We start from the raw sequence: 19,068 nt of genomic DNA, 5'->3' as shown, positions 1-19,068 counted from the left end.
TCTTTCGAGTTCAGTCTGTCGTAAGGAGGTCGAGGAAACCCTGGAGCACGGGCGAGGCCTTGTCGGGGCGCCAGGCCAGGCCGGTCTCGGCCAGCGGCGTGGGGTCGGACAGGGCGCGGTATTCCACCCCCGCGCGCATCAGGTTCGACACGGATTGTGGCACAAGTGCCAATCCCATGCCGCCGGAGACCAGGCTGACGATGGTCTGCATCTGCAGCGCTTCCTGGCCGATGACCGGGGTGATGCCGGCGGCGCGGAAGCAGCCGAGGATGGCGTCGTGCAGTGCCGGCGCGGCGGCGCGCGGGAAGATCACCAGCGGCAGCGGCGGCAGTTCGCGCAGCGCCACCGGGCCGGCGCGGCGCAGCACCGGCAGGCCGGCGGGGGCGCACAGGATCAGCGGCTCTTCCAGCAGCTTGCGGTAGGCCAGCGCGCCGTCGAGTCCCGCCAGCGGCGGGATCACGAAGCCGGCATCGATGCGGCCCTGCAGCAGCTCGGCGGCCTGCACGTCGGAGGTCGCTTCGCGCAGCACCAGCTGTACCGCCGGGTAGGCGGCGCGGTAGCGTTGCAGGATCGCGGGCAGCACGCTGTAGTCGGCGGTGGAGACGAAGGACAGGGTCAGGCGGCCCGCCTCGCCCGCGGCGACACGGCGCACCAGGTCGGGCAGGGCGCCGGCGTCGTCCAGGATGCGGCGCGCTTCCGGCAGCAGCGCGCTGCCGGCCGCGGTGAGGGCCACCTGGCGCCGGCTGCGCAGGAACAGCGGCGCGCCCAGCAGCTCTTCGAGGCCGGCGATGCTTTGCGAGAGCGGCGGCTGGGTCATGTGCAGGCGCTCGGCGGCGCGGCCGAAGTGCAGTTCCTCGGCCACCGTGACGAAATGGCGCAGCTGGCGAAGCTCGAGTTTCATCGATACGCCTGGTGTATTAATTAACGTGGAATGATATGCGAAACATATCACACCCGGCAGCGAACTGGCAGGCGGACGCGCTTGCCTCAGCCGCGGCGTCGCTTGACGAAGGCCTGCTTGACCCGGGCCGCGCGGTGGCGCTGGAGTACTTCATGGGCCTTCTTCTTGTCCAGCCCGAGCAGCTTCTCGATGAACTCGAACCAGATGAAGGCGAAGACCATGAGCCCGCCGATCACCCACCAGGACAGGTCGGCAAAGCGCCATACCTCGAACAGGCGCAGGCCGCACAGGGCGGCAATCAACAGGATCAGCGGCATGAAAGGAGTCCTCCAGACGCCATCTTACAAAGAAAACGGTTTCCATGTGGAAAAATCCGTTATGCTGTGTGGATTCGTCAACATCCTGAAAATCTGCATGCAGCTGTTAGCGGCGTTACAGAGTGTATCCCCGCTGGAGCCTGCGGAAATTCGCGGTAGAATGAATTCGTTATAAATTGGAGAAACAAATGAAACGGTCTTTGTTGTTGTGTGTGGTGATGTCGGCCTTTGCGTCCACCAGCGCGTTTGCACAAGCCGACCTGGCGAAAGCCAAGAACTGCATGGCTTGCCATACGGTGGCCACCAAGCTGGTCGGTCCTTCCTACAAGGACGTCGCTGCCAAGTACGCCGGCCAGAAAAGTGCCGAAGACAAACTGGTGCAGAAGGTCATGAAGGGCGGCGCAGGCGCCTGGGGCCCGGTGCCGATGCCGGCCAACCCGCAGGTGAGCGAGGCCGAAGCCCGCAGCCTCGTGAAGTGGGTATTGGTGCAGAAATAACGTCGCGTTCGCTGAACAAGGCGCGCCTGCGTGAGCATGCGCGCTTTTTTGTTGGCCAGCCGCGGTGTACCGCCGCACGCACCAGGCCGGGTTGGCGTTATTTGCCTGCGCCTATCCGGTAGATCACATCGACGCTTTGCGCCAGCCGCATCGACTGGACCAGCGCCATCTCCCCATGCGGCTTGTTGCGCCGGCCGGCGGGAATGCGCGCATTGGCATCGTTTGCCAGCCCCATCGCCTGGGTCAGGTTCTTCAGCGGCGCCAGCGACACGCCGGTCGCCGGTCCCAGCTTTGCCCCGACCCCGCGCGCGATGTCCTGCGCCTTGAGCCTGGCCTTGGCCAGCGCCTGTGCGAGCAGATCCGATTCGACCTTGTCGCGGTCGCTGCGGTTGAAGGCGATCGCCAGCGATTCGACGTCCTTCATGACGAGCAGGCCGCGCAGCAGGGGTGTCCACTGGCCCAGGTCGCGCACGGTAAGGTGCAGCGAGACCCTGGTTTCCATCGGCAGCGCCTGGCCCTCCGGCAAGGCGTCAGGCTTGCGCGGGCGGCGCACGACGTCCTGCACGAAGACATCTTCCGGCGCGACCCCATGCTGGGCGAACAGGGCGCGGCTGGCCTCGAGCCGCTCGCTGATGAACTTGAGGGCCAGCTCGGCATCGGGTTCGAGCGAGACCAGGTCGATGTCGATCTCGCCGACATCGGGCATCAGGTATTGGTCGGCGCTGGCGCTGACGTGGATGAAGGGGTGCTTGGGCAGGTCGGCCGCCAGGCCGGGCAGGGCGGCGGCGGCCAGCAGCAGGGCGGCGGCGAATCGTTTGAGCATGGGCGCTCCAGGTGGGTGGGAGATGCCCCGACAATAAATTATCTAGACATGCATGTCTAGATAATCCCGCGCCGGCCACTGCATTTATGCCTGTTTCATGGAAGTGCCGGCCCGCGCATCGCGGCGGCGGCCGGCCGCGCCGTGTTCCGGTCCCGGCTCACTCGATGACGAGGGCCAGGTCGCGGCCTTCGAGCGCCACCTGGCCGGCGTAGTCGGCGGCGTGGATGCGCAGGATGTACTCGCCCGGCGCGATGCCGCCCAGCTGCCAGCTGCCGGTCTGGACGTCGCCATCGCGCAGGCGGCTGTGCAGCGCGTAGGCGAACTGGGTCGCCTTGCTGCCATAGACCGTGATGCCGCTGTTGGGCGCATAGACGGCCTTCACCGCCTCCGGATTGCGCGGCAGGCGGTCATACACCTGGGTGATCACGGGCCGCTCGTAGCCGGGCAGGGGAGTGCCGTCGGCGCGCAGCAGCTGGTAGCCGAGCTGGTACAGGCCAAGGCGGCGCCGCGCCAGGTTGCCATCCACCTGGTCGTAGGCATCGACCACGATGTTCACCTCGCCCAGCGCGCGCGGCACGCGCAGGCGCTTGTCCAGTACCGGGTGCTTGCGCGTGCCCGCGGGCGGGCGCAGGCGCTTGCCGGTGGCGTCGAACAGCGCGATGCTGTTGATGCGCGGCGCAACCGTGTCGGTGAAGCCCACGAAAGGAAGGCTGAGCGGATTGACCACCGCGCCACCCTGGTAGTAGTCGAGATGCACGTGGGCCATTGCATTGATGGTGCCGAGCGGGTCGCCGACGGCGAAGCGGGTGCCGCGCGGCACCCGCACGCGCTCGGCCTTGCCGCGCGCCGTGTCGCCCTGCGCCGCCAGGATCCGGAAGCGCGGGTCGAGCGGCCGGCCGCGGGAATCGCGCCCGACGCGCATGTGGATGTACGAGAGCGGCCCGATGCTGATCCCTTCGCTGAGCGAATCGAAGCCCCAGTTGGCATACGGGTCCGACACCTTGGCCGGCAGCACGGCCAGCACCTGCGCGCCGACGTCGGCGCGCACGTCCAGGCCCGCGTGGAAGTGGTCGCGGCTGTCGCCGTTGTAGCTGCCGCGCACCTCGCCCATCACGCCGACCACCTCATGCGCCATGTCCTGCGGCCCGACCGGCCAGGGCATCGGCGCCATACGCTGGATGGCGACCGGCCGCGGCCTGGCGGGGGCCGCTTCGCCCGGGCGCGGGCGCGCCAGGCGGTGCAGGCGGTGGGCCTGGGCGTCGGCCACCACCAGGCTGCCGTCGCGTGCGACCGCGATGCCGCGCGGGCCGTACAGCTGCACGGTGCCGTCGGGGCCGAAGCCGTCGCTGGAGGCGGGCCGGTCGGCGTCCGGCAGCGGACGCAAGTCGCCTTCGGGCGTGCGCTGCAGGATGCGCCCGCCGGAATTGGCGGCGATGTACAGGTAACCGTCGCGGGTGAGGGCCAGCCCGACCGGGCGCCGCAGCGCCGGGCGGCGCTCGCCCTCGGCGGGCGCGGCGATGGTCGTCACCGTGCCATCGGCGGCGATGCGGCGGATAGCGTTGTTGCCGGTGTCGGCCACGTAGAGCGTGCCATCGGCCGCCACCGCGATGGCGCTCGGGGTGTCGAAGCTGGCGGCCGCGCCGATACCGTCGGCATAGCCCGGCCTGCCGCTGCCGGCGATGGTGGCCACGCGGCCGTCGCGGCCGATGCGGCGGATGCGGTCGTTGTAGGTGTCGGCCACGTAGACGATGCCGGCGTCGTCCACCGCCAGCCCGACCGGGCCGTTGAAGCCGGCCGCGCGGCCAATGCCGTCCTGGTCTCCCGGTGCGCCGCTGCCGGCCAGCGTGGTGACCGTGCCGCCTTGCGTGATCTTGCGGATCGCGTGGTTGCCGGTGTCGGCCACGTACAGGTTGCCTTCGTGGTCGAAGGCCAGCGCGGATGGGGTGTGGAAGGCGGCTGCGCCGCCCTTGCCGTCGGCGAAGCCTTCCGCGCCGCCGGCGAAGGTGGCCACCGTGCCGTCCGGAGAGATCGTGCGGATGCGGTTGCTGTCGCCGGCGTCGGCCACGTAGATCTTGCCCCGGCGGTCGAGGGCCACGCCGAAGGGATCGTCGAAGCGGCTGCCCGCGGCCGGGCCATCGACGGCGCCGGGTATGCCGTCGCCGGCCAGGGTCGTGATGCGCGCCGGCCAGAACGGCACGGTCTTCGCCGCCTTCGGCGTCAGCACGGCCAGCGCGCCCGGCTGGCGCTCGATGCTGCCGGTGAAGTAGAGGACGGCGCCGGCAATGGCGACGCCAGCGCCGGCAAGCGCGGCGATCAGGGTCTTTCGGTTCACAGCGGCCTGGATGGTGGATTGCAGAGCTTGCAATCTTAACGGATACCGGTGAACCCCGTCGTACGCCGGCAGGAGGTGCTGCCATCCTTGGGGTGGCGGGGTAATGACGGGCGCCCACGCGGTCAAATGACAGTACTGCAGCCCGTGCGACTGTTCATATCACAACGATCACCGCGTGGGCGGCATAGCCGCCCACCCTACGTTTATTCTTGAGTGACTGGCATTGGCCTATTTGCCCAGGGTCTTCACATGTTCGAGTTCCTGGCTCACCGCCTGGCTGACGATCTCGCCCAGGGCGTGATGCAAGCCGTCGCGCAGGTCGGCGGTAAAGACTTCCAGGGTGCGCTGCATGGCGTCGGCCATGGCGTCGCGCACGCGCTGTTCGAGCACGAAGTCGACCCGGCCCTGCAGCTGCTGCAGCACGCGCTCGGTGACGCGGCGTTCCAGCACGCTCCACTCCTCGCCGGTCCAGCGCTCGGTCGCGCGGCGTTCGAGCTGCTCGGCAGCCGGCTGCGCAGCGGCGGCAGCCGGTACCGGTGCCGGAGGGGGTGCCAGAGCAGCCGGTTCGACGACGACTTCGGTCAGTACCGGGATGCTGGTGTCGAACGCGGTGTTCTGGCTCATGGCTGTCCTGCGACGAAGTGGGTCAGGGGATAGTTCTGCTTCTTGTAGGCGACATAGCGCTGGCGTCCGGCCGCGGCGTCCTCCTCGTCGGACGAGATGATCTCGAATACCCGCGCGTAGCGGTCCAGCGTGGCGGGCGTGCGGCGCGTGAGGTTGACCAGCATCTCGTGGTGCGGCAGCGCGGCGCCTTCGTCGGCGGTGACGATCACCGGCGTCTCGCCGGCCAGCGGGTCGCCGGCCAGCACGTGCGGGATGAAGTCGGTGTCCGACAGCGTCCACAGCGCCGCGTCCAGCGCCGCGGCCTGGGCGGCGTCCTCGGCCAGCAGCACCAGCCTGGCCTTCGACCCGTAGGCCTTGCGTGCCAGGCGGCAGGCGTAGGCCAGCTTGTCCGGCACGTTGGTGTGGAAGTCGATGCGCGTCATGGCGCGGCGCGGTCCTGGTGCATGCCGCTATGGCGCAGCAGCGCATCGATCGAGGGCTCGCGGCCGCGGAAGGCGCGGAACGATTCCAGCGCCGGACGCGAGCCGCCCACCGCCAGGATCTCGCGCTGGAAGCGCTTGCCCGTTTCCTGCAGCTGGCCGGAGTCGAGTGCTTCCTCGAAGGCCGCGTAGGCGTCGGCGGACAGCACCTCGGCCCACTTGTAGCTGTAGTAGCCGGCCGCGTAGCCGCCCGAGAAGATGTGGCCGAACGAGTGCTGGAAGCGGTTGAAGGACGGCGGGATCATCACCGAGAACTGCTTGCGGATGCCGTCGATCAGCTCCTGCACCGTGCGCTCGGCCTGCGGATCGAAGTCGTAGTGCAGGTGCATGTCGATCAGCGAGAACTCCACCTGGCGCAGCGTCATCATCCCGGACTGGAAGTTCTTCGCCGCGATCATCTTGTCGTACAGCTGGCGCGGCAGCGGCTCGCCCGTCTTCACGTGCGCGGTCATTCTCTGCAGCTTGTCCCACTCCCAGCAGAAGTTCTCCATGAACTGCGAAGGCAGTTCCACCGCGTCCCATTCCACGCCCGAGATGCCCGATACCGACAGCTCCTCGACTTCGGTCAGCATGTGGTGCAGGCCGTGGCCGAATTCGTGGAACAGGGTGATGACTTCGTCGTGCGTGAACAGCGAGGGCTGCCGCTTGCCGTCCACCACCGCCGGCGGCGTGAAGTTGCAGGTGAGGTAGGCGATCGGGGTCTGCACGATGCCGCCGATCGTCACGCGGCGGCCGCGCGCGTCGTCCATCCACGCGCCCTGGTTCTTGCCCTCGCGCGCGTACAGGTCGAGGTAGAACTGGCCGACCAGCTGGCGCCCTTGTTCACCCTCGCGCTCGATGCGGAAGAAGCGCACGTCCGGATGCCACACCGGCGCCTCGTCCGCCTTGATCTGCACGCCGAACAGGTCCTGGATGACCGTGAACAGGCCCTGCACCACCTTCGGCTCCGGGAAGTATTCCTTCACTTCCTTCTCGGAGAAGGCATAGCGCTGCTCGCGCAGCTTTTCCGAGGCGTAGGCCACGTCCCAGGATTGCAGCTCATCGATGCCGAGTTCGTCGCGGGCGAAGGCGCGCAGCTCGTCCAGGTCCTTCTCGGCGAAGGGGCGGGCGCGGCGCGCCAGGTCTTCCAGGAACTCGACCACATGCTGCGGGCTTTCGGCCATCTTCGGCACCAGCGAGACCTCGGCGAAGTTGGCGTAGTCGAGCAGCCGCGCTTCTTCATGGCGCAGCTGCAGCAGCTTGACGATGTTGGCGGTGTTGTCCCACTCGGCGGCCTTGCTGAACATGGTGCCGGCGTCGGAAGCCTTGGTGGCGCTGGCCCGGTAGATCGTTTCGCGCAGGGCGCGGTTGTCGCAGAATTGCAGCACCGGGTAGTAGGACGGGAAGTGCAGGCTGAACTGCCAGCCGGCCTTGCCGTCCTTCTCGGCCGAAGCGCGGGCGGCGGCCTTGACGTCGTCCGGGATACCCGCCAGTTCGGCTTCGCTCTCGACCAGCAGCTTGTAGTCGTTGGTGGCGTCCAGCACGTTCTGCGAGAAGCGGGTGCTCGTTGCCGCCTGCTGCTCCTGGATCTCGGCGAAGCGCTGCTTCTTGTCGTCAGGCAGCTCGGCGCCGCCCAGGCGGAAGTCGCGCAGCGCGTTCTCGACGATGCGCTTGCGCGCCGGGCTCAGGCTGTCGTACTCGGCGCTGGCGCGCAGCATCCTGTACTTGGCGAACAGCGCCTCGTTCTGGCCGATCGAGGTCCAGAACTCGGTGACCTTCGGCTGGTTCTCGTTGTAGGCGGCGCGCAGCTCGGGCGTGTCGGCCACGTGGTTCAGGTGGTTGACCACGCCCCAGGCGCGGCCCAGGCGCTCGGTGGCTTCCTCGAGCGGCACCACGAAGCTGTCCCAGGTCACCTGGTCGCTGGGGGCTTCGAGCCTGGCCACGACCTCGGCCGCATCCTTGATGAGTTGCTCGATGGCCGGGGTGACGTGCTCCGGCTTGACCAGGTCGAACCGGGTCAGGCCCGAGAAGTCGAGGAGGGGATTGCTGGTATCGATGGTCATGGCTTTCCTTATGGGTTCAGGCCACGCCGGGCTTCGGTTCCATGCCCGTTGCCTGGCTGGGGCAGTGTTGGCTACTGGAGTGCACGCGTTCTGCAGACTCCACGGTGTTCATCAACAGCATGGTGATCGTCATCGGACCGACGCCGCCCGGCACCGGGGTGATGTGCGACGCGACTTCGCGCACACCGGCGTAATCCACGTCGCCGCACAGCTTGCCGGCGTCGTCGCGGTTCATGCCGACGTCGATCACGACCGCGCCCGGCTTGACCATGTCTGCCGTGAGGGTATTGCGGCGGCCGACGGCGGCGACCACCACGTCGGCCTGGCGGGTGTGATAGCCCAGGTCTGGTGTCGCGCTATGGCAGATGGTGACGGTGGCGTTGGCTTGCAAGAGCAGCAGGGCCATCGGCTTGCCGACCGTGTTCGAACGCCCGATCACGACGGCGTGCTTGCCGCGCAGGTCGATGCCGGTGGTCTCGATCAGCTTCATGCAGCCGTAAGGGGTGCAGGGACGGAAGCCCGGCAGGTTGGCGACCAGTTCGCCGGCCGACAGCACCGAGTAGCCGTCCACGTCCTTGGCTGTCGCGATGGCCTCGATGACCTTGCTCGGATCGATATGCTTCGGCAGCGGCATCTGCACCAGGATGCCGTGGATGCTTGGGTCGGCGTTCAGGGCGGCGATCCGGTCGAGCAGGGCGGCTTCGGACAGGTCGGCTTCATACTTTTCCAGCACCGAATGGAAGCCCACGTCGCCGCAGGCCTTGACCTTGTTGCGCACGTAGACGTGGCTCGCCGGGTCCTCGCCGACCAGGAGCACGGCCAGGCCGGGCTGGCGGCCTTCGGCGCTCAGCCTGGCGGCGCGCTGGGCGATCTCGCCGCGCAGTTGTTGGGAAAGGAGGACTCCGTCGATATTCTGGGCTGGCATGGTTTGACTCAGGGCTAGGCAAAAATGAAATTATAAGGCGCCTGCCCCATATCGCGCGCCGCGCGCCCCGAAGCATTGTCATATTTAACCGGCCGTCGGGTGTACGGCCTTGCCATGTGCGCGTCCGGCACGCCCGTGCATGACCTCGGCCTGCCCGCTATAAATGTGCACCTGCAGCACGAGATTTTGCATTATGAAACGACATATCGCAATTTGAAAAAGCCAAAGTCCGCTGGTAGAATCGAACGGTTTATTTTCAGACATGTGAAATTTCACCAAAATCGCCACCAGCCAGGCTAGGGACAGGGTGGGGCGCCAATTCTTAGGAGACGCATTAATGTCAGCTCAACTCGACCAGTTGACGGCACAAGCTGCCAACGACCCCGACACCATCGAAACCCAGGAATGGCTGGATGCGCTGGAAGCGGTGATCGAACACGAAGGCACCGAGCGCGCCCACTACCTGATGGAGCGCATGGTGGACCTGGCGCGCCGCCGCGGCGCCCACGTGCCCTTCTCCAGCAACACCGCCTACGTGAACACCATCCCGGCCCACCTGAACGTGAACAGCCCGGGCAACCTGGAATACGAAGAGCGCCTGCGCTCCTGGATGCGCTGGAACGCGATGGCGATGGTGGTCAAGGCCAACCGCGCCGACGGCGACCTGGGCGGCCACATCTCTTCCTTTGCCTCGCTGGCCAACATGCTGGGCACCGGCTTCAACCACTTCTGGCACGCCCCCACCGAAGAGCACGGCGGCGACCTGCTGTACATCCAGGGCCACTCCTCGCCCGGCATCTACGCGCGCGCCTTCCTCGAAGGCCGCATCACCGAAGAGCAGCTGCTGAACTTCCGCCGCGAAGTCGACGGCAAGGGCCTGTCCTCCTACCCGCACCCGAAACTGATGCCGGATTTCTGGCAGTTCCCGACCGTGTCGATGGGCCTGGGTCCCTTGATGGCGATCTACCAGGCGCGCTTCCTGAAGTACCTGCATGCGCGCGGCATCGCCAAGACCGACAACCGCAAGGTCTGGGTCTTCTGCGGCGACGGCGAGATGGACGAGCCGGAATCGATGGGCGCGATCGGCATGGCCGCGCGCGAGCGCCTCGACAACCTGGTCATGGTGGTCAACTGCAACCTGCAGCGCCTGGACGGCCCGGTGCGCGGCAACGGCAAGATCATCCAGGAACTCGAAGCGGACTTCCGCGGCGCCGGCTGGAACGTGGTCAAGGTCATCTGGGGCTCGCAGTGGGACGCCCTGCTGTCCAAGGACAAGGACGGCATCCTGCAGCGCGTGATGATGGAAACCGTCGACGGCGAATACCAGAACTACAAGGCCAAGGACGGCGCCTACGTGCGCAAGCACTTCTTCGGCAAGCATCCGGAGCTGCTCAAGATGGTCGCCAACATGAGCGACGACGACATCTGGCGCCTGACCCGCGGCGGCCACGACCCGCACAAGATCTACGCCGCCTTCAAGAACGCGCAGGAGAACAAGGGCACGCCGACCGTGCTGCTGGTGAAGACCGTCAAGGGCTTCGGCATGGGCAAGTCGGGCGAAGCGCGCAACACCGCGCACCAGACCAAGAAGCTGGACGACGCCGCCATCCGCGAGATGCGCGACCGCTTCAACATCCCGATCCCGGACGACAAACTGGCCGAGATCCCCTTCTTCAAGCCCTCCGACGACGCGCCGGAAATGCAGTACCTGCACGAGCGCCGCAAGGCCCTGGGCGGCTACCTGCCGCAGCGCCGCGCCAAGGCCGATGAAGCCTTGAGCGTGCCGCCGCTGGAGACCTTCAAGGCCGTGCTCGAGCCGACCGCGGAAGGCCGCGAGATCTCGACCACCCAGTCCTACGTGCGCGTGCTCACCAGCCTGCTGAAAGACCCGAGCATCGGCCAGCGCATCGTGCCGATCCTGGTCGACGAATCGCGTACCTTCGGCATGGAAGGCCTGTTCCGCCAGATCGGCATCTTCAACCAGCAGGGCCAGCTGTACGAGCCGGTCGACCGCGACCAGGTGATGTACTACCGTGAAGACAAGGCTGGCCAGATCCTGCAGGAAGGCATCAACGAAGCGGGCGGCATGAGCTCGTGGATCGCGGCGGCGACCTCGTACTCGTCGAACAACCGCACCATGATCCCGTTCTACACCTTCTACTCGATGTTCGGCATGCAGCGCGTGGGCGACCTGGTCTGGCTGGCGGGCGACATCCGTGCGCGCGGCTTCCTGATGGGCGGCACCGCCGGCCGCACCACGCTCAACGGCGAAGGCCTGCAGCACGAGGATGGCCACAGCCACATCATCGCCGCCACGGTCCCGAACTGCATCCCTTACGACCCGACTTTCGGGCACGAGGTGGCGGTGATCATCCAGGATGGCCTGCGCCGCATGGTGCAGGAGCAGGAGGATGTGTTCTACTACATCACCATCATGAACGAGAACTATGCCCACCCGGGCCTCAAAGCCGGCCAGGAAGAGGGCATCCTCAAGGGCATGTACCTGCTGCAGGAAGGACAGAAGGAGGCGGCCAACCGCGTCCAGCTGATCGGTTGCGGCACCATCCTGCGCGAGTCGATCGCGGCAAGCGAGCTCCTGCAGAACGACTGGGGCGTGGCCGCCGACGTGTGGTCGGCCCCGTCGCTCACGCTGCTGGCGCGCGACGGCCAGGATTGCGAGCGCTGGAACATGGTCAACCCGGACCTTGACCAGCGCGTGCCTTACGTGACCTCGCTGATGCAGGCTACCAGCGGCCCGATCGTCGCGACCACCGACTACATGCGCCTGTTCGCGGAGCAGATCCGCGCCTTCATGCCGAAGGACCGTACCTATAAAGTGCTGGGCACCGACGGCTTCGGCCGCTCGGATTCGCGCGTCAAGCTGCGCGAGTTCTTCGAAGTGAACCGCTACTACATCACGGTGGCCTCGCTGCGCGCGCTGGCCGACGAGGGCAAGATCGACCGTGCTATCGTCTCGCAGGCGATCCAGAAGTACGGCATCGACCAGAACAAGCCGAATCCTGTGACCGTGTAAATGCTCAGGGCCGCCGTTCCCGCAGCGCGGGGACGGCGACTTAAGCGCTAACTCAAAAGAAAAAACGGAGCTAACACTATGAGCATTGTGGAAGTCAAAGTCCCCGACATCGGCGACTTCAAGGAAGTCGAAGTCATCGAGCTGCTGGTCAAGCCGGGCGACACGATCAAGGTCGACCAGTCGCTGGTGACCGTCGAGTCGGACAAGGCGAGCATGGAAATCCCGTCGAGCCACGCCGGTGTCGTCAAAGAAATCAAGGTGAAGGTCGGCGACAAGGTGGCCGAAGGTTCGCTCGTGCTGCTGCTGGAAGCGGCGGGCGATGCGGCTGCACCGGCTGCTGCTGCCCCTGCGGCCGCCGCGCCGGCCGCCGAAGCCGCTCCCACCCCTGCCGCCGCCCCTGCCGCCGCTGCCGCCGCACCGGCTGGCGCCGCCGCCGCCATCGTCGAAGTCACCGTGCCCGACATCGGCGACTTCAAGGAAGTCGAAGTCATCGAACTGCTGGTCAAGCCGGGCGACCAGGTCAAGGTCGACCAGTCGCTGATCACGGTCGAATCGGACAAGGCGAGCATGGAAATTCCATCCAGCCACGCCGGCACCGTCAAGGAAGTCAAGGTGAAGGTCGGCGACAAGGTCGCCAAGGGGTCGCTGGTGCTGCTGGTCGAGTCGACCGGCGGCGCGTCCGCTCCCGCAGCGCCTGCCGTAGCCGCGTCGGCCGCATCGTCGGCACCGGCACCGGCACCGGCACCGGCGGCGGCTGCCCCGGCCGCAGCGCCGGCGCCGGCCCAGGGCGCCACCGGTGCGAAGGCCCACGCTTCGCCGTCGATCCGCAAGTTCGCGCGCGAACTGGGCGTGGACCTCGGCCGCGTGCCGGGCACCGGTCCGAAAGGGCGCATCACCCAGCTGGACGTGCAGAACTTCGTCAAGGGCGTGATGGCCGCCGGTCCGGCAGCGAGCGCGCCTGCGCCAGCCGGCGGCGCGGGGGGCGGCATGCAAGTGCTGGCCTGGCCGTCGCTGGACTTCTCGAAGTTCGGCCCGACCGAGACCGTGGCCCTGCCGCGCATCAAGAAGATCTCCGGCCCGAACCTGCACCGCAACTGGGTCATGATTCCGCACGTGACCCACTTCGAGGATGCCGACGTCACCGACCTGGAGCAGTTCCGCGTCGATTCGAACGCCGCGCTGGCCAAGCAGAAGTCGACCGTCAAGCTGACCATGCTGGCCTTCGTCATCAAGGCATCCGTTGCCGCGCTGAAGAAGTTCCCGCAATTTAATGCGTCGTTGTCGGAAGACGGCGCCAGCCTGATCCTGAAGCAGTACTACAACATCGGCTTCGCGGCCGACACCCCGAACGGCCTGGTGGTGCCGGTCGTGAAGGATGCGGACAAGAAGACGATCTCTCAGATCGCCGTCGAAATGGGAGAGCTCTCGGCGCAAGCGCGCGACGGCAAGCTGTCGCCGAGCGCGATGCAGGGCGCGACGTTTACCATCTCGTCGCTGGGTGGCATCGGTGGCACGGCGTTCACGCCGATCATCAATGCGCCGGAAGTGGCGATCCTGGGCCTGTCGAAGTCGGCGATGAAGCCGGTGTGGGACGGCGCCGCCTTCCAGCCGCGCCTGATGCTGCCGCTGTCGCTGTCCTACGACCACCGCGTGATCGATGGCGCCGGCGCGGCGCGCTTCGCCGCCTACCTGGCCGACGTCCTGGCCGACCTGCGCAAGACCCTTCTGTAAGGAGCCACCGTATGAGCACTGTTGAAGTGAAGGTTCCGAACATCGGCGACTTCAAGGACGTCGAAGTCATCGAGCTGCTGGTGAAGCCGGGCGACACCATCAAGGTCGACCAGTCGCTGGTCACCGTCGAATCGGACAAGGCCAGCATGGAGATCCCGTCGACGCACGCCGGCGTGGTCAAGGACATCCAGGTGAAGGTCGGCGACAAGGTGAACGAAGGTTCGCTGTTGCTGATGGTCGAGGAATCGGGCGCCGCCGCGGCACCGGCGGCACCAAGCGCCGACGCCAAGCCTGCGGCCCAGATCGGCGCGCAGGCCGTGGCGCCGACCGCTGCCGCGGCACCGACCGACTCGTATGCACCGGCCCACCCGGCGCCGGCCGCCACGCCAGGCGCCGCCCCGGCCCCTGGCGCGGCCAGCTACAGCGGCCCGGTCGACATCGAATGCGACATGATGGTGCTGGGCGCCGGCCCTGGCGGCTACTCGGCCGCCTTCCGCGCGGCGGACCTCGGCATGAACACGGTGCTGGTCGAGAAGTACGCGACCCTGGGCGGCGTGTGCCTGAACGTGGGCTGCATCCCGTCCAAGGCGCTGCTGCACGTGGCGCACATCATGGACGAGACCGCGCACATGGCCGACCTGGGCGTCTCCTTCGCCAGGCCCGACGTCGACATCGACAAGCTGCGCGCCTACAAGGATGGCGTGATCAAGAAAATGACCGGCGGCCTGAACTTCATGGCCAAGGCGCGCAAGGTCAACGTGGTGCAGGGCGTGGGCAGTTTTCTTTCCCCGAACCACATCGAGGTCACCGCAGCGGACGGTTCGAAGAAGGTCGTCAAGTTCGCCAAGGCGATCATCGCCGCCGGTTCCTCGGTGGTGAAGCTGCCCTTCGTGCCGGAAGACCCGCGCATCGTCGACTCCACCGGCGCGCTGGAACTGCGCCAGGTGCCCAAGCGCATGCTGGTGATCGGCGGCGGCATCATCGGCCTGGAAATGGCGACCGTGTACTCGACCCTGGGTGCGCGCATCGACGTGGTCGAGATGATGGACGGCCTGATGCAGGGCGCCGACCGCGAGGCCGTCAAGGTCTGGCAGAAGTACAACGCGCACCGCTTCGACAACATCATGTTGAAGACCAGGACCGTCGGCGTGGAAGCGCTGCCGGAAGGGATCAAGGTCACGTTCGAAGCGGCGGAAGCGGGCGCCACCGCACCGGAACCGCAGCTGTACGACCTGGTGCTGGTGGCCGTCGGCCGCAGCCCGAACGGCAAGAAGATCGCTGCTGAAAAAGCGGGCGTCGTCGTGAGCGACCGCGGCTTCATCGGCGTGGACGGCCAGATGCGCACCAACGTGCCGCACATCTTCGCCATCGGCGACCTGGTGGGCCAGCCGATGCTGGCGCACAAGGCGGTGCACGAGGCGCACGTGGCGGCCGAAGCGGCGCACGGCGAGAAGGCGTATTTCGATGCCAAGGTGATCCCGTCGGTGGCCTACACCGATCCGGAAGTCGCGTGGGTCGGCCTGACCGAGGACGAAGCCAGGCAGAAGGGCATCGCCGTAGAGAAGGGCCACTTCCCGTGGAACGCCAGCGGCCGCGCGGTCGCCAACGGCCGCGACGAGGGCTTCACCAAGCTGCTGTTCGACAAGGAAACCAAGCGCATCATCGGCGGCACCATCGTCGGCACCAATGCCGGCGACATGATCGGCGAAGTGGCGCTGGCCATCGAGATGGGCGCGGACGGCGTGGACATCGGCAAGACCATCCACCCGCACCCGACCCTGGGCGAGTCGATCGGCATGGCGGCGGAAGCCTACAAGGGCGTCTGCACCGACCTGCCGCCGGCGCGCAAGAAGTGAGCGCGGCTTAGCGCACAGCGAAAGCGGAACCTTGCGGTTCCGCTTTTTTTTTCGGCTGGCGGCCGTCCGTCCCGAAGCGGGACGCTGCTGCAGGACGCTACATCTGCTTGAACAGATCGACATAGTTGCGGCTTACCACCAGCTGCTCGTCGCGTCCCTTGAGCCGCACGTGCAGGCGCCCCCGGAAGTCGGTGCGGGTGCCGGCCACGTGCCGGGCCGCCACGATCACGCCGCGGTGGATCTGCCAGAACTGCTGTGCATCGAGCTGTTCCTTCAGCCTGCTCAGCGGCGTGCGGATCAGGCATTCGCCGTCCGCCAGGTAGACGCTGGTGTACTTGTCATTGCTCTGGAAATAGATCACTTCGTCGATCGCCACCAGCCGCGTCTCCTGTCCCCTGGCGGCCCGGATCCACTGCAGGGGAGCGGGCGCCGGCGTGGCCACGCCGAGCTGGCGAAGCAGGGCCGCCAATGCATCCGGCGTCGCCGCCGGGGCAGGCGCGGCCAAGGCCTCCTTCAGCCGCGCGACGGTGCGCCCGAGCCGTTCCAGGCCGATCGGCTTGAGCAGGTAGTCGAAGGCCGCGTGCTCGAAGGCCTGCAGCGTGTAGTGCTCGTAGGCGGTGGTAAACACCACCCGCGGGGGGCGCGCACCCTGGCACAGGCGCGCCGCCAGCTCGATGCCGTTCAGGCCCGGCATCTGGATGTCGAGGAAGACCACCTGCGGCGCCAGTTCATCGATCAGCGCCAGCGCCTGGATGCCGTTGGCGGCGCGGGTGACGCGCAATGCGGGCCAGGCGGCGGCGAGCTGGGTTTGCAGGTAGTCGAGCAGGTGCGGCTCGTCGTCTGCGATCAGGGCGTGGGGACGGTCGATGATGGCACCTGGAGAGGAAGCAGCAGGCGCGAAGTGACGCCGCCCGCCGGGTTTTCGATGAGCTGCATGCGGGCCGCGCCGCCGTACAGCTGGCGCAGGCGCTCGCGCAGGTTGGACAGGCCGACGCCGCCGCCGGGGCGCGCCGCCGCCGCGTCCGCGCCGGTGCGCAGGCCGAGGCCGGTATCGGCCACTTCGATGCACAGCATGCCGTCGTCGACCCGCGCCCGCACCACGATCTCGCCGCCGTCCAGCTTCGGCTCGATGCCGTGCATGATCGCGTTCTCGACCAGCGGCTGCAGCAGCATCGGCGGCAGCGGCAGGGCGCTGAGCGCGGGCGCCAGTTCGAAGCGCCAGCGCAGGCGGCCTTCCAGGCGCACGCCGAGCACGTCGAGGTAGGCGCTGGCCAGGTCCAGTTCGCCGCCGACGCTTGCGTGCTCGGCGCGGCTGGCGGCCAGGCTGGCGCGCAGGTAGTCGATGAAGCGTTCCAGCATGCGGCGCGCCTTGGCCGGCTGGCTGTCGATCAGGCTGACCACGTTGGCCAGCGTGTTGTACAGGAAGTGCGGCTCGATCTGGGCCTGCAGCGCGCGCAGGCGCGCTTCCGCCACCAGCCGGCCAGCGGCGGCAATCTGCTCCTGCTGGCGCGCGCTTTCCGCCTCGCGCCGCATGCGGCGTTCGCCGGCCGCCAGCACCATCACCATCAGCCCGGCGGTCATCAGGCCGAACAGGAGCAGGAACACGAGGGTGCCGCTGTACTGGTAGAAGCGTAGCGGCATGTGCCCGACCACCAGCGCATTGCCGAAGGGGATGCCGATCACGCTGGCGGCGGTGATCGCCAGCACCTGGGCCGCGCGGAACAGGCGGATGTTCTCGCGTGGCAAGGTGCGCTCGATCAGGTGCAGCGCCCCATGGACCATGAAGCCGATCAGGTTGCTGATGACCAGGGTGGCACCCAACAGGCGCAGGAAGGGAAGATTGCGTCCGAACAGAATCTGCAGCACCACCAGCGCCAGCGCCAGCAGGCTGCTCCAGATCGCCGTGTAGAACAGGTTGCGTGCCAGCGAGGGCGGCCAGCGCCGGAACAGCGGGATCAGTTCCAGCGGATGGTTGCGCTCGTAGAGCGGCTTGCCGGATGGGGCGGAGGAGGGTGCGATAGTCATGCTGGTAAGAAATTACCATGAAAGCAGTGCGGTGTGCGATAAGGCAGTCTTGCCAGCACCACCGGACCGTCCGCGACGCGCGCAGCATCGAACACCGTCATCACGCCCACGCCCTTGCGCAAGTCCTGGGCGACGCCGACCAGGTAGCCGTCGGTTTCCGAGCGCGCATGGCGGCGCGGTACCAGGACGTGTTCCTCCACCTGCCAGCCCGCGCCGAAGTCATGGCCGTCGACCTTGCCGCTGTCGGTGTCCACCAGGTTCACGCTCGAGAGCACGGCGCCGCTACCGGCACCGAGCAGGGCCAGGCGGCGGTGGCGGCGGGACACGACCTGCGGCATCACGCGCGGAAATTCGCCAGCGCCGAACAGGCGGGCCGTACTGGCCCTGCCGCTGGCGTAGTCGAGGCAGACCTGCACCGTTTCGCTACGCCCCTGTAATGTGGAGGGGCGCCGGCCGGCCATCAGGCCGCCCAGCTCGGCCAGCACGTCGCCATGGTGCAGCACGACGTCGAAGCGGGTGCAGTCGCCGTCTTCCCAGGCATTCCCGAAGTGGAACACCATGTCCGGCGGAAGTTGGAATTCCTGGCGCACCGCCAGCGTGTCCTTGGCCACGACCACGATGCGCAGCGGCCGCGCATCCGGCCCGCTGCCGGCCCAGGCATGGCGCTCGAGGAAGCTCTTGCCCTCGCCGGCGACCAGGTCGTAGGGCGGGACCATGAAGATCAGGTGCTTCGCGCTGACCGCGAAGTCATGCACCATGGCCAGGCGCGCGATCGGGACCAGGGCCGTGCGCAGCACCTGGCCCGCGGCGCCGATCTGGTACAGCGCGATCCGGCTGGCGCCGGGCAGGGCGCCGAAATTCCACATCCCGCCCTGCGGGTCGGCTTTCGGGTGGGCCGAGAAGGGCATGGCGCGCAGGTCGTCGCGCCAGGTCTTGACGCCCAGCGTGGCGAGGGTCTCCGGATCGAGCTCGTGCGCCGAACCGCCTTCCCACAGCGCATACAGGCGGCCATGGAAGGGCAGCAGGTTGGTGTTGGCGGCATTGAGGGTGTCGTTGTCCCGGAAGCCCCGGCGCGCCACATGGGTGCCGAAGGAAGGGTAGAGGAACTGGCCGGCCTGCGACTCGTCGGTATGGCGGCGCGTCGCGACGAAGCGGCCCTGGTGCCGCACCTTGCCACCGGCGATGGTCCAGCGCTGGGCGAAACCGTCGCCGTCGAACCAGTGGTGATAGCGCTCGCCGCCCAGCTCGAAGCGGCCCGGGCCGTTGCGGTAGAAGCTGCCCTGCAGGTCGGGCGGCAGGCGGCCGCTGAGGACGGCCGCGCCGGCCTGGCTGCCGGTGGTATCGGCGTACACGCCGAGCGCGCGATCGCGCACCAGGGCGGCGTGGAAGCGCTCGCGGGTGGCCTGGTCGGCGCGTGCGGCGCCGGCCAGCGTGAGCGCACCGGCCCCCAGGCCGGCCCCGAGGAAGCGGCGGCGGTCCATG

The 19,068-nt window shown here is 67.6% G+C and carries 15 protein-coding genes; 4 read left to right on the top strand and 11 right to left on the bottom strand.

Annotation, left to right across the window (positions count from 1 at the left end; all coding sequences use genetic code 11):
* Window positions 1–10: 10 nt before the first annotated feature.
* Both LCI23_RS14855 and LCI23_RS14850 read right to left on the bottom strand, forming a co-directional pair.
* Window positions 11–901: a LysR family transcriptional regulator gene (locus tag LCI23_RS14855; protein WP_224947224.1), complete on the bottom strand. Its 891-nt coding sequence runs from the start codon at window positions 899–901 to the stop codon at window positions 11–13.
* 86 nt (window positions 902–987) lie between these two features.
* Window positions 988–1,218, bottom strand: coding sequence for a hypothetical protein (locus tag LCI23_RS14850; RefSeq protein WP_224947223.1), 231 nt, complete (start codon window positions 1,216–1,218; stop codon window positions 988–990).
* 188 nt (window positions 1,219–1,406) lie between these two features.
* On the opposite strand from LCI23_RS14850, the gene LCI23_RS14845 reads away from it, so the two are divergent.
* Window positions 1,407–1,715 (top strand): c-type cytochrome, encoded by a 309-nt coding sequence (locus LCI23_RS14845; protein WP_224947222.1) that lies wholly within the window; start codon window positions 1,407–1,409, stop codon window positions 1,713–1,715.
* A 97-nt stretch (window positions 1,716–1,812) separates the two neighbouring features.
* Here the strand turns inward: LCI23_RS14845 and LCI23_RS14840 are convergent, their stop codons facing one another.
* The 6 genes from LCI23_RS14840 to folD all read right to left on the bottom strand — a co-directional run bounded on the left by LCI23_RS14840 (window position 1,813) and on the right by folD (window position 8,940).
* The gene (locus tag LCI23_RS14840; RefSeq protein ID WP_224947221.1) at window positions 1,813–2,538 is read right to left on the bottom strand and encodes an SIMPL domain-containing protein; all 726 of its coding nucleotides are present in this window, start codon (window positions 2,536–2,538) and stop codon (window positions 1,813–1,815) included.
* Window positions 2,539–2,695: 157 nt separating this feature from the next.
* The gene (locus tag LCI23_RS14835) at window positions 2,696–4,870 is read right to left on the bottom strand and encodes an NHL repeat-containing protein (protein ID WP_224947220.1); all 2,175 of its coding nucleotides are present in this window, start codon (window positions 4,868–4,870) and stop codon (window positions 2,696–2,698) included.
* A gap of 228 nt (window positions 4,871–5,098) precedes the next feature.
* Complete coding sequence (locus LCI23_RS14830) at window positions 5,099–5,494, bottom strand: hypothetical protein (RefSeq protein ID WP_224947219.1); 396 nt, start codon at window positions 5,492–5,494, stop codon at window positions 5,099–5,101.
* Window positions 5,491–5,916: a DNA polymerase III subunit chi gene (locus LCI23_RS14825; RefSeq protein ID WP_224947218.1), complete on the bottom strand. Its 426-nt coding sequence runs from the start codon at window positions 5,914–5,916 to the stop codon at window positions 5,491–5,493. Before LCI23_RS14825 ends, LCI23_RS14830 begins: the two co-directional genes overlap by 4 nt.
* The gene (locus LCI23_RS14820) at window positions 5,913–8,015 is read right to left on the bottom strand and encodes a M3 family metallopeptidase (RefSeq protein WP_224947217.1); all 2,103 of its coding nucleotides are present in this window, start codon (window positions 8,013–8,015) and stop codon (window positions 5,913–5,915) included. Before LCI23_RS14820 ends, LCI23_RS14825 begins: the two co-directional genes overlap by 4 nt.
* Window positions 8,016–8,031: 16 nt before the next feature.
* Window positions 8,032–8,940 (bottom strand): bifunctional methylenetetrahydrofolate dehydrogenase/methenyltetrahydrofolate cyclohydrolase FolD, encoded by a 909-nt coding sequence (gene folD / locus LCI23_RS14815; protein ID WP_224947216.1) that lies wholly within the window; start codon window positions 8,938–8,940, stop codon window positions 8,032–8,034.
* Between the two features lie 337 nt (window positions 8,941–9,277).
* On the opposite strand from folD, the gene aceE reads away from it, so the two are divergent.
* From aceE to lpdA, 3 genes are all read left to right on the top strand, one after another.
* Complete coding sequence (aceE, locus tag LCI23_RS14810) at window positions 9,278–11,974, top strand: pyruvate dehydrogenase (acetyl-transferring), homodimeric type (protein ID WP_224947215.1); 2,697 nt, start codon at window positions 9,278–9,280, stop codon at window positions 11,972–11,974.
* 78 nt (window positions 11,975–12,052) lie between these two features.
* Window positions 12,053–13,705 carry a dihydrolipoyllysine-residue acetyltransferase gene (gene aceF / locus LCI23_RS14805; RefSeq protein ID WP_224947214.1) on the top strand — a complete coding sequence of 551 codons (1,653 nt, stop codon included), beginning with the start codon at window positions 12,053–12,055 and terminating at the stop codon, window positions 13,703–13,705.
* 11 nt (window positions 13,706–13,716) lie between these two features.
* Window positions 13,717–15,561 carry a dihydrolipoyl dehydrogenase gene (gene lpdA, locus LCI23_RS14800; protein ID WP_224947213.1) on the top strand — a complete coding sequence of 615 codons (1,845 nt, stop codon included), beginning with the start codon at window positions 13,717–13,719 and terminating at the stop codon, window positions 15,559–15,561.
* Between the two features lie 97 nt (window positions 15,562–15,658).
* On the opposite strand, the gene LCI23_RS14795 is transcribed toward lpdA, so the two are convergent.
* From LCI23_RS14795 to LCI23_RS14785, 3 genes are read right to left on the bottom strand one after another with little or no spacing between them, the layout of a single operon-like run.
* Window positions 15,659–16,387: a LytTR family DNA-binding domain-containing protein gene (locus LCI23_RS14795; protein WP_235584457.1), complete on the bottom strand. Its 729-nt coding sequence runs from the start codon at window positions 16,385–16,387 to the stop codon at window positions 15,659–15,661.
* 20 nt (window positions 16,388–16,407) lie between these two features.
* Window positions 16,408–17,586, bottom strand: a complete 1,179-nt coding sequence (locus tag LCI23_RS14790) for a sensor histidine kinase (RefSeq protein ID WP_224947212.1) — start codon at window positions 17,584–17,586, stop codon at window positions 16,408–16,410.
* Complete coding sequence (locus LCI23_RS14785) at window positions 17,583–19,067, bottom strand: carotenoid oxygenase family protein (RefSeq protein ID WP_224947211.1); 1,485 nt, start codon at window positions 19,065–19,067, stop codon at window positions 17,583–17,585. Before LCI23_RS14785 ends, LCI23_RS14790 begins: the two co-directional genes overlap by 4 nt.
* Between the last annotated feature and the right edge of the window lies 1 nt (window position 19,068).

It is taken from the genome of Massilia sp. MS-15, from assembly GCF_020176695.1.
Lineage (GTDB): Bacteria > Pseudomonadota > Gammaproteobacteria > Burkholderiales > Burkholderiaceae_D > Telluria > Telluria hydrophila.
Note: the sequence above shows the minus strand (reverse complement) of the source record. Positions and strands in the feature narration are given on the sequence as shown.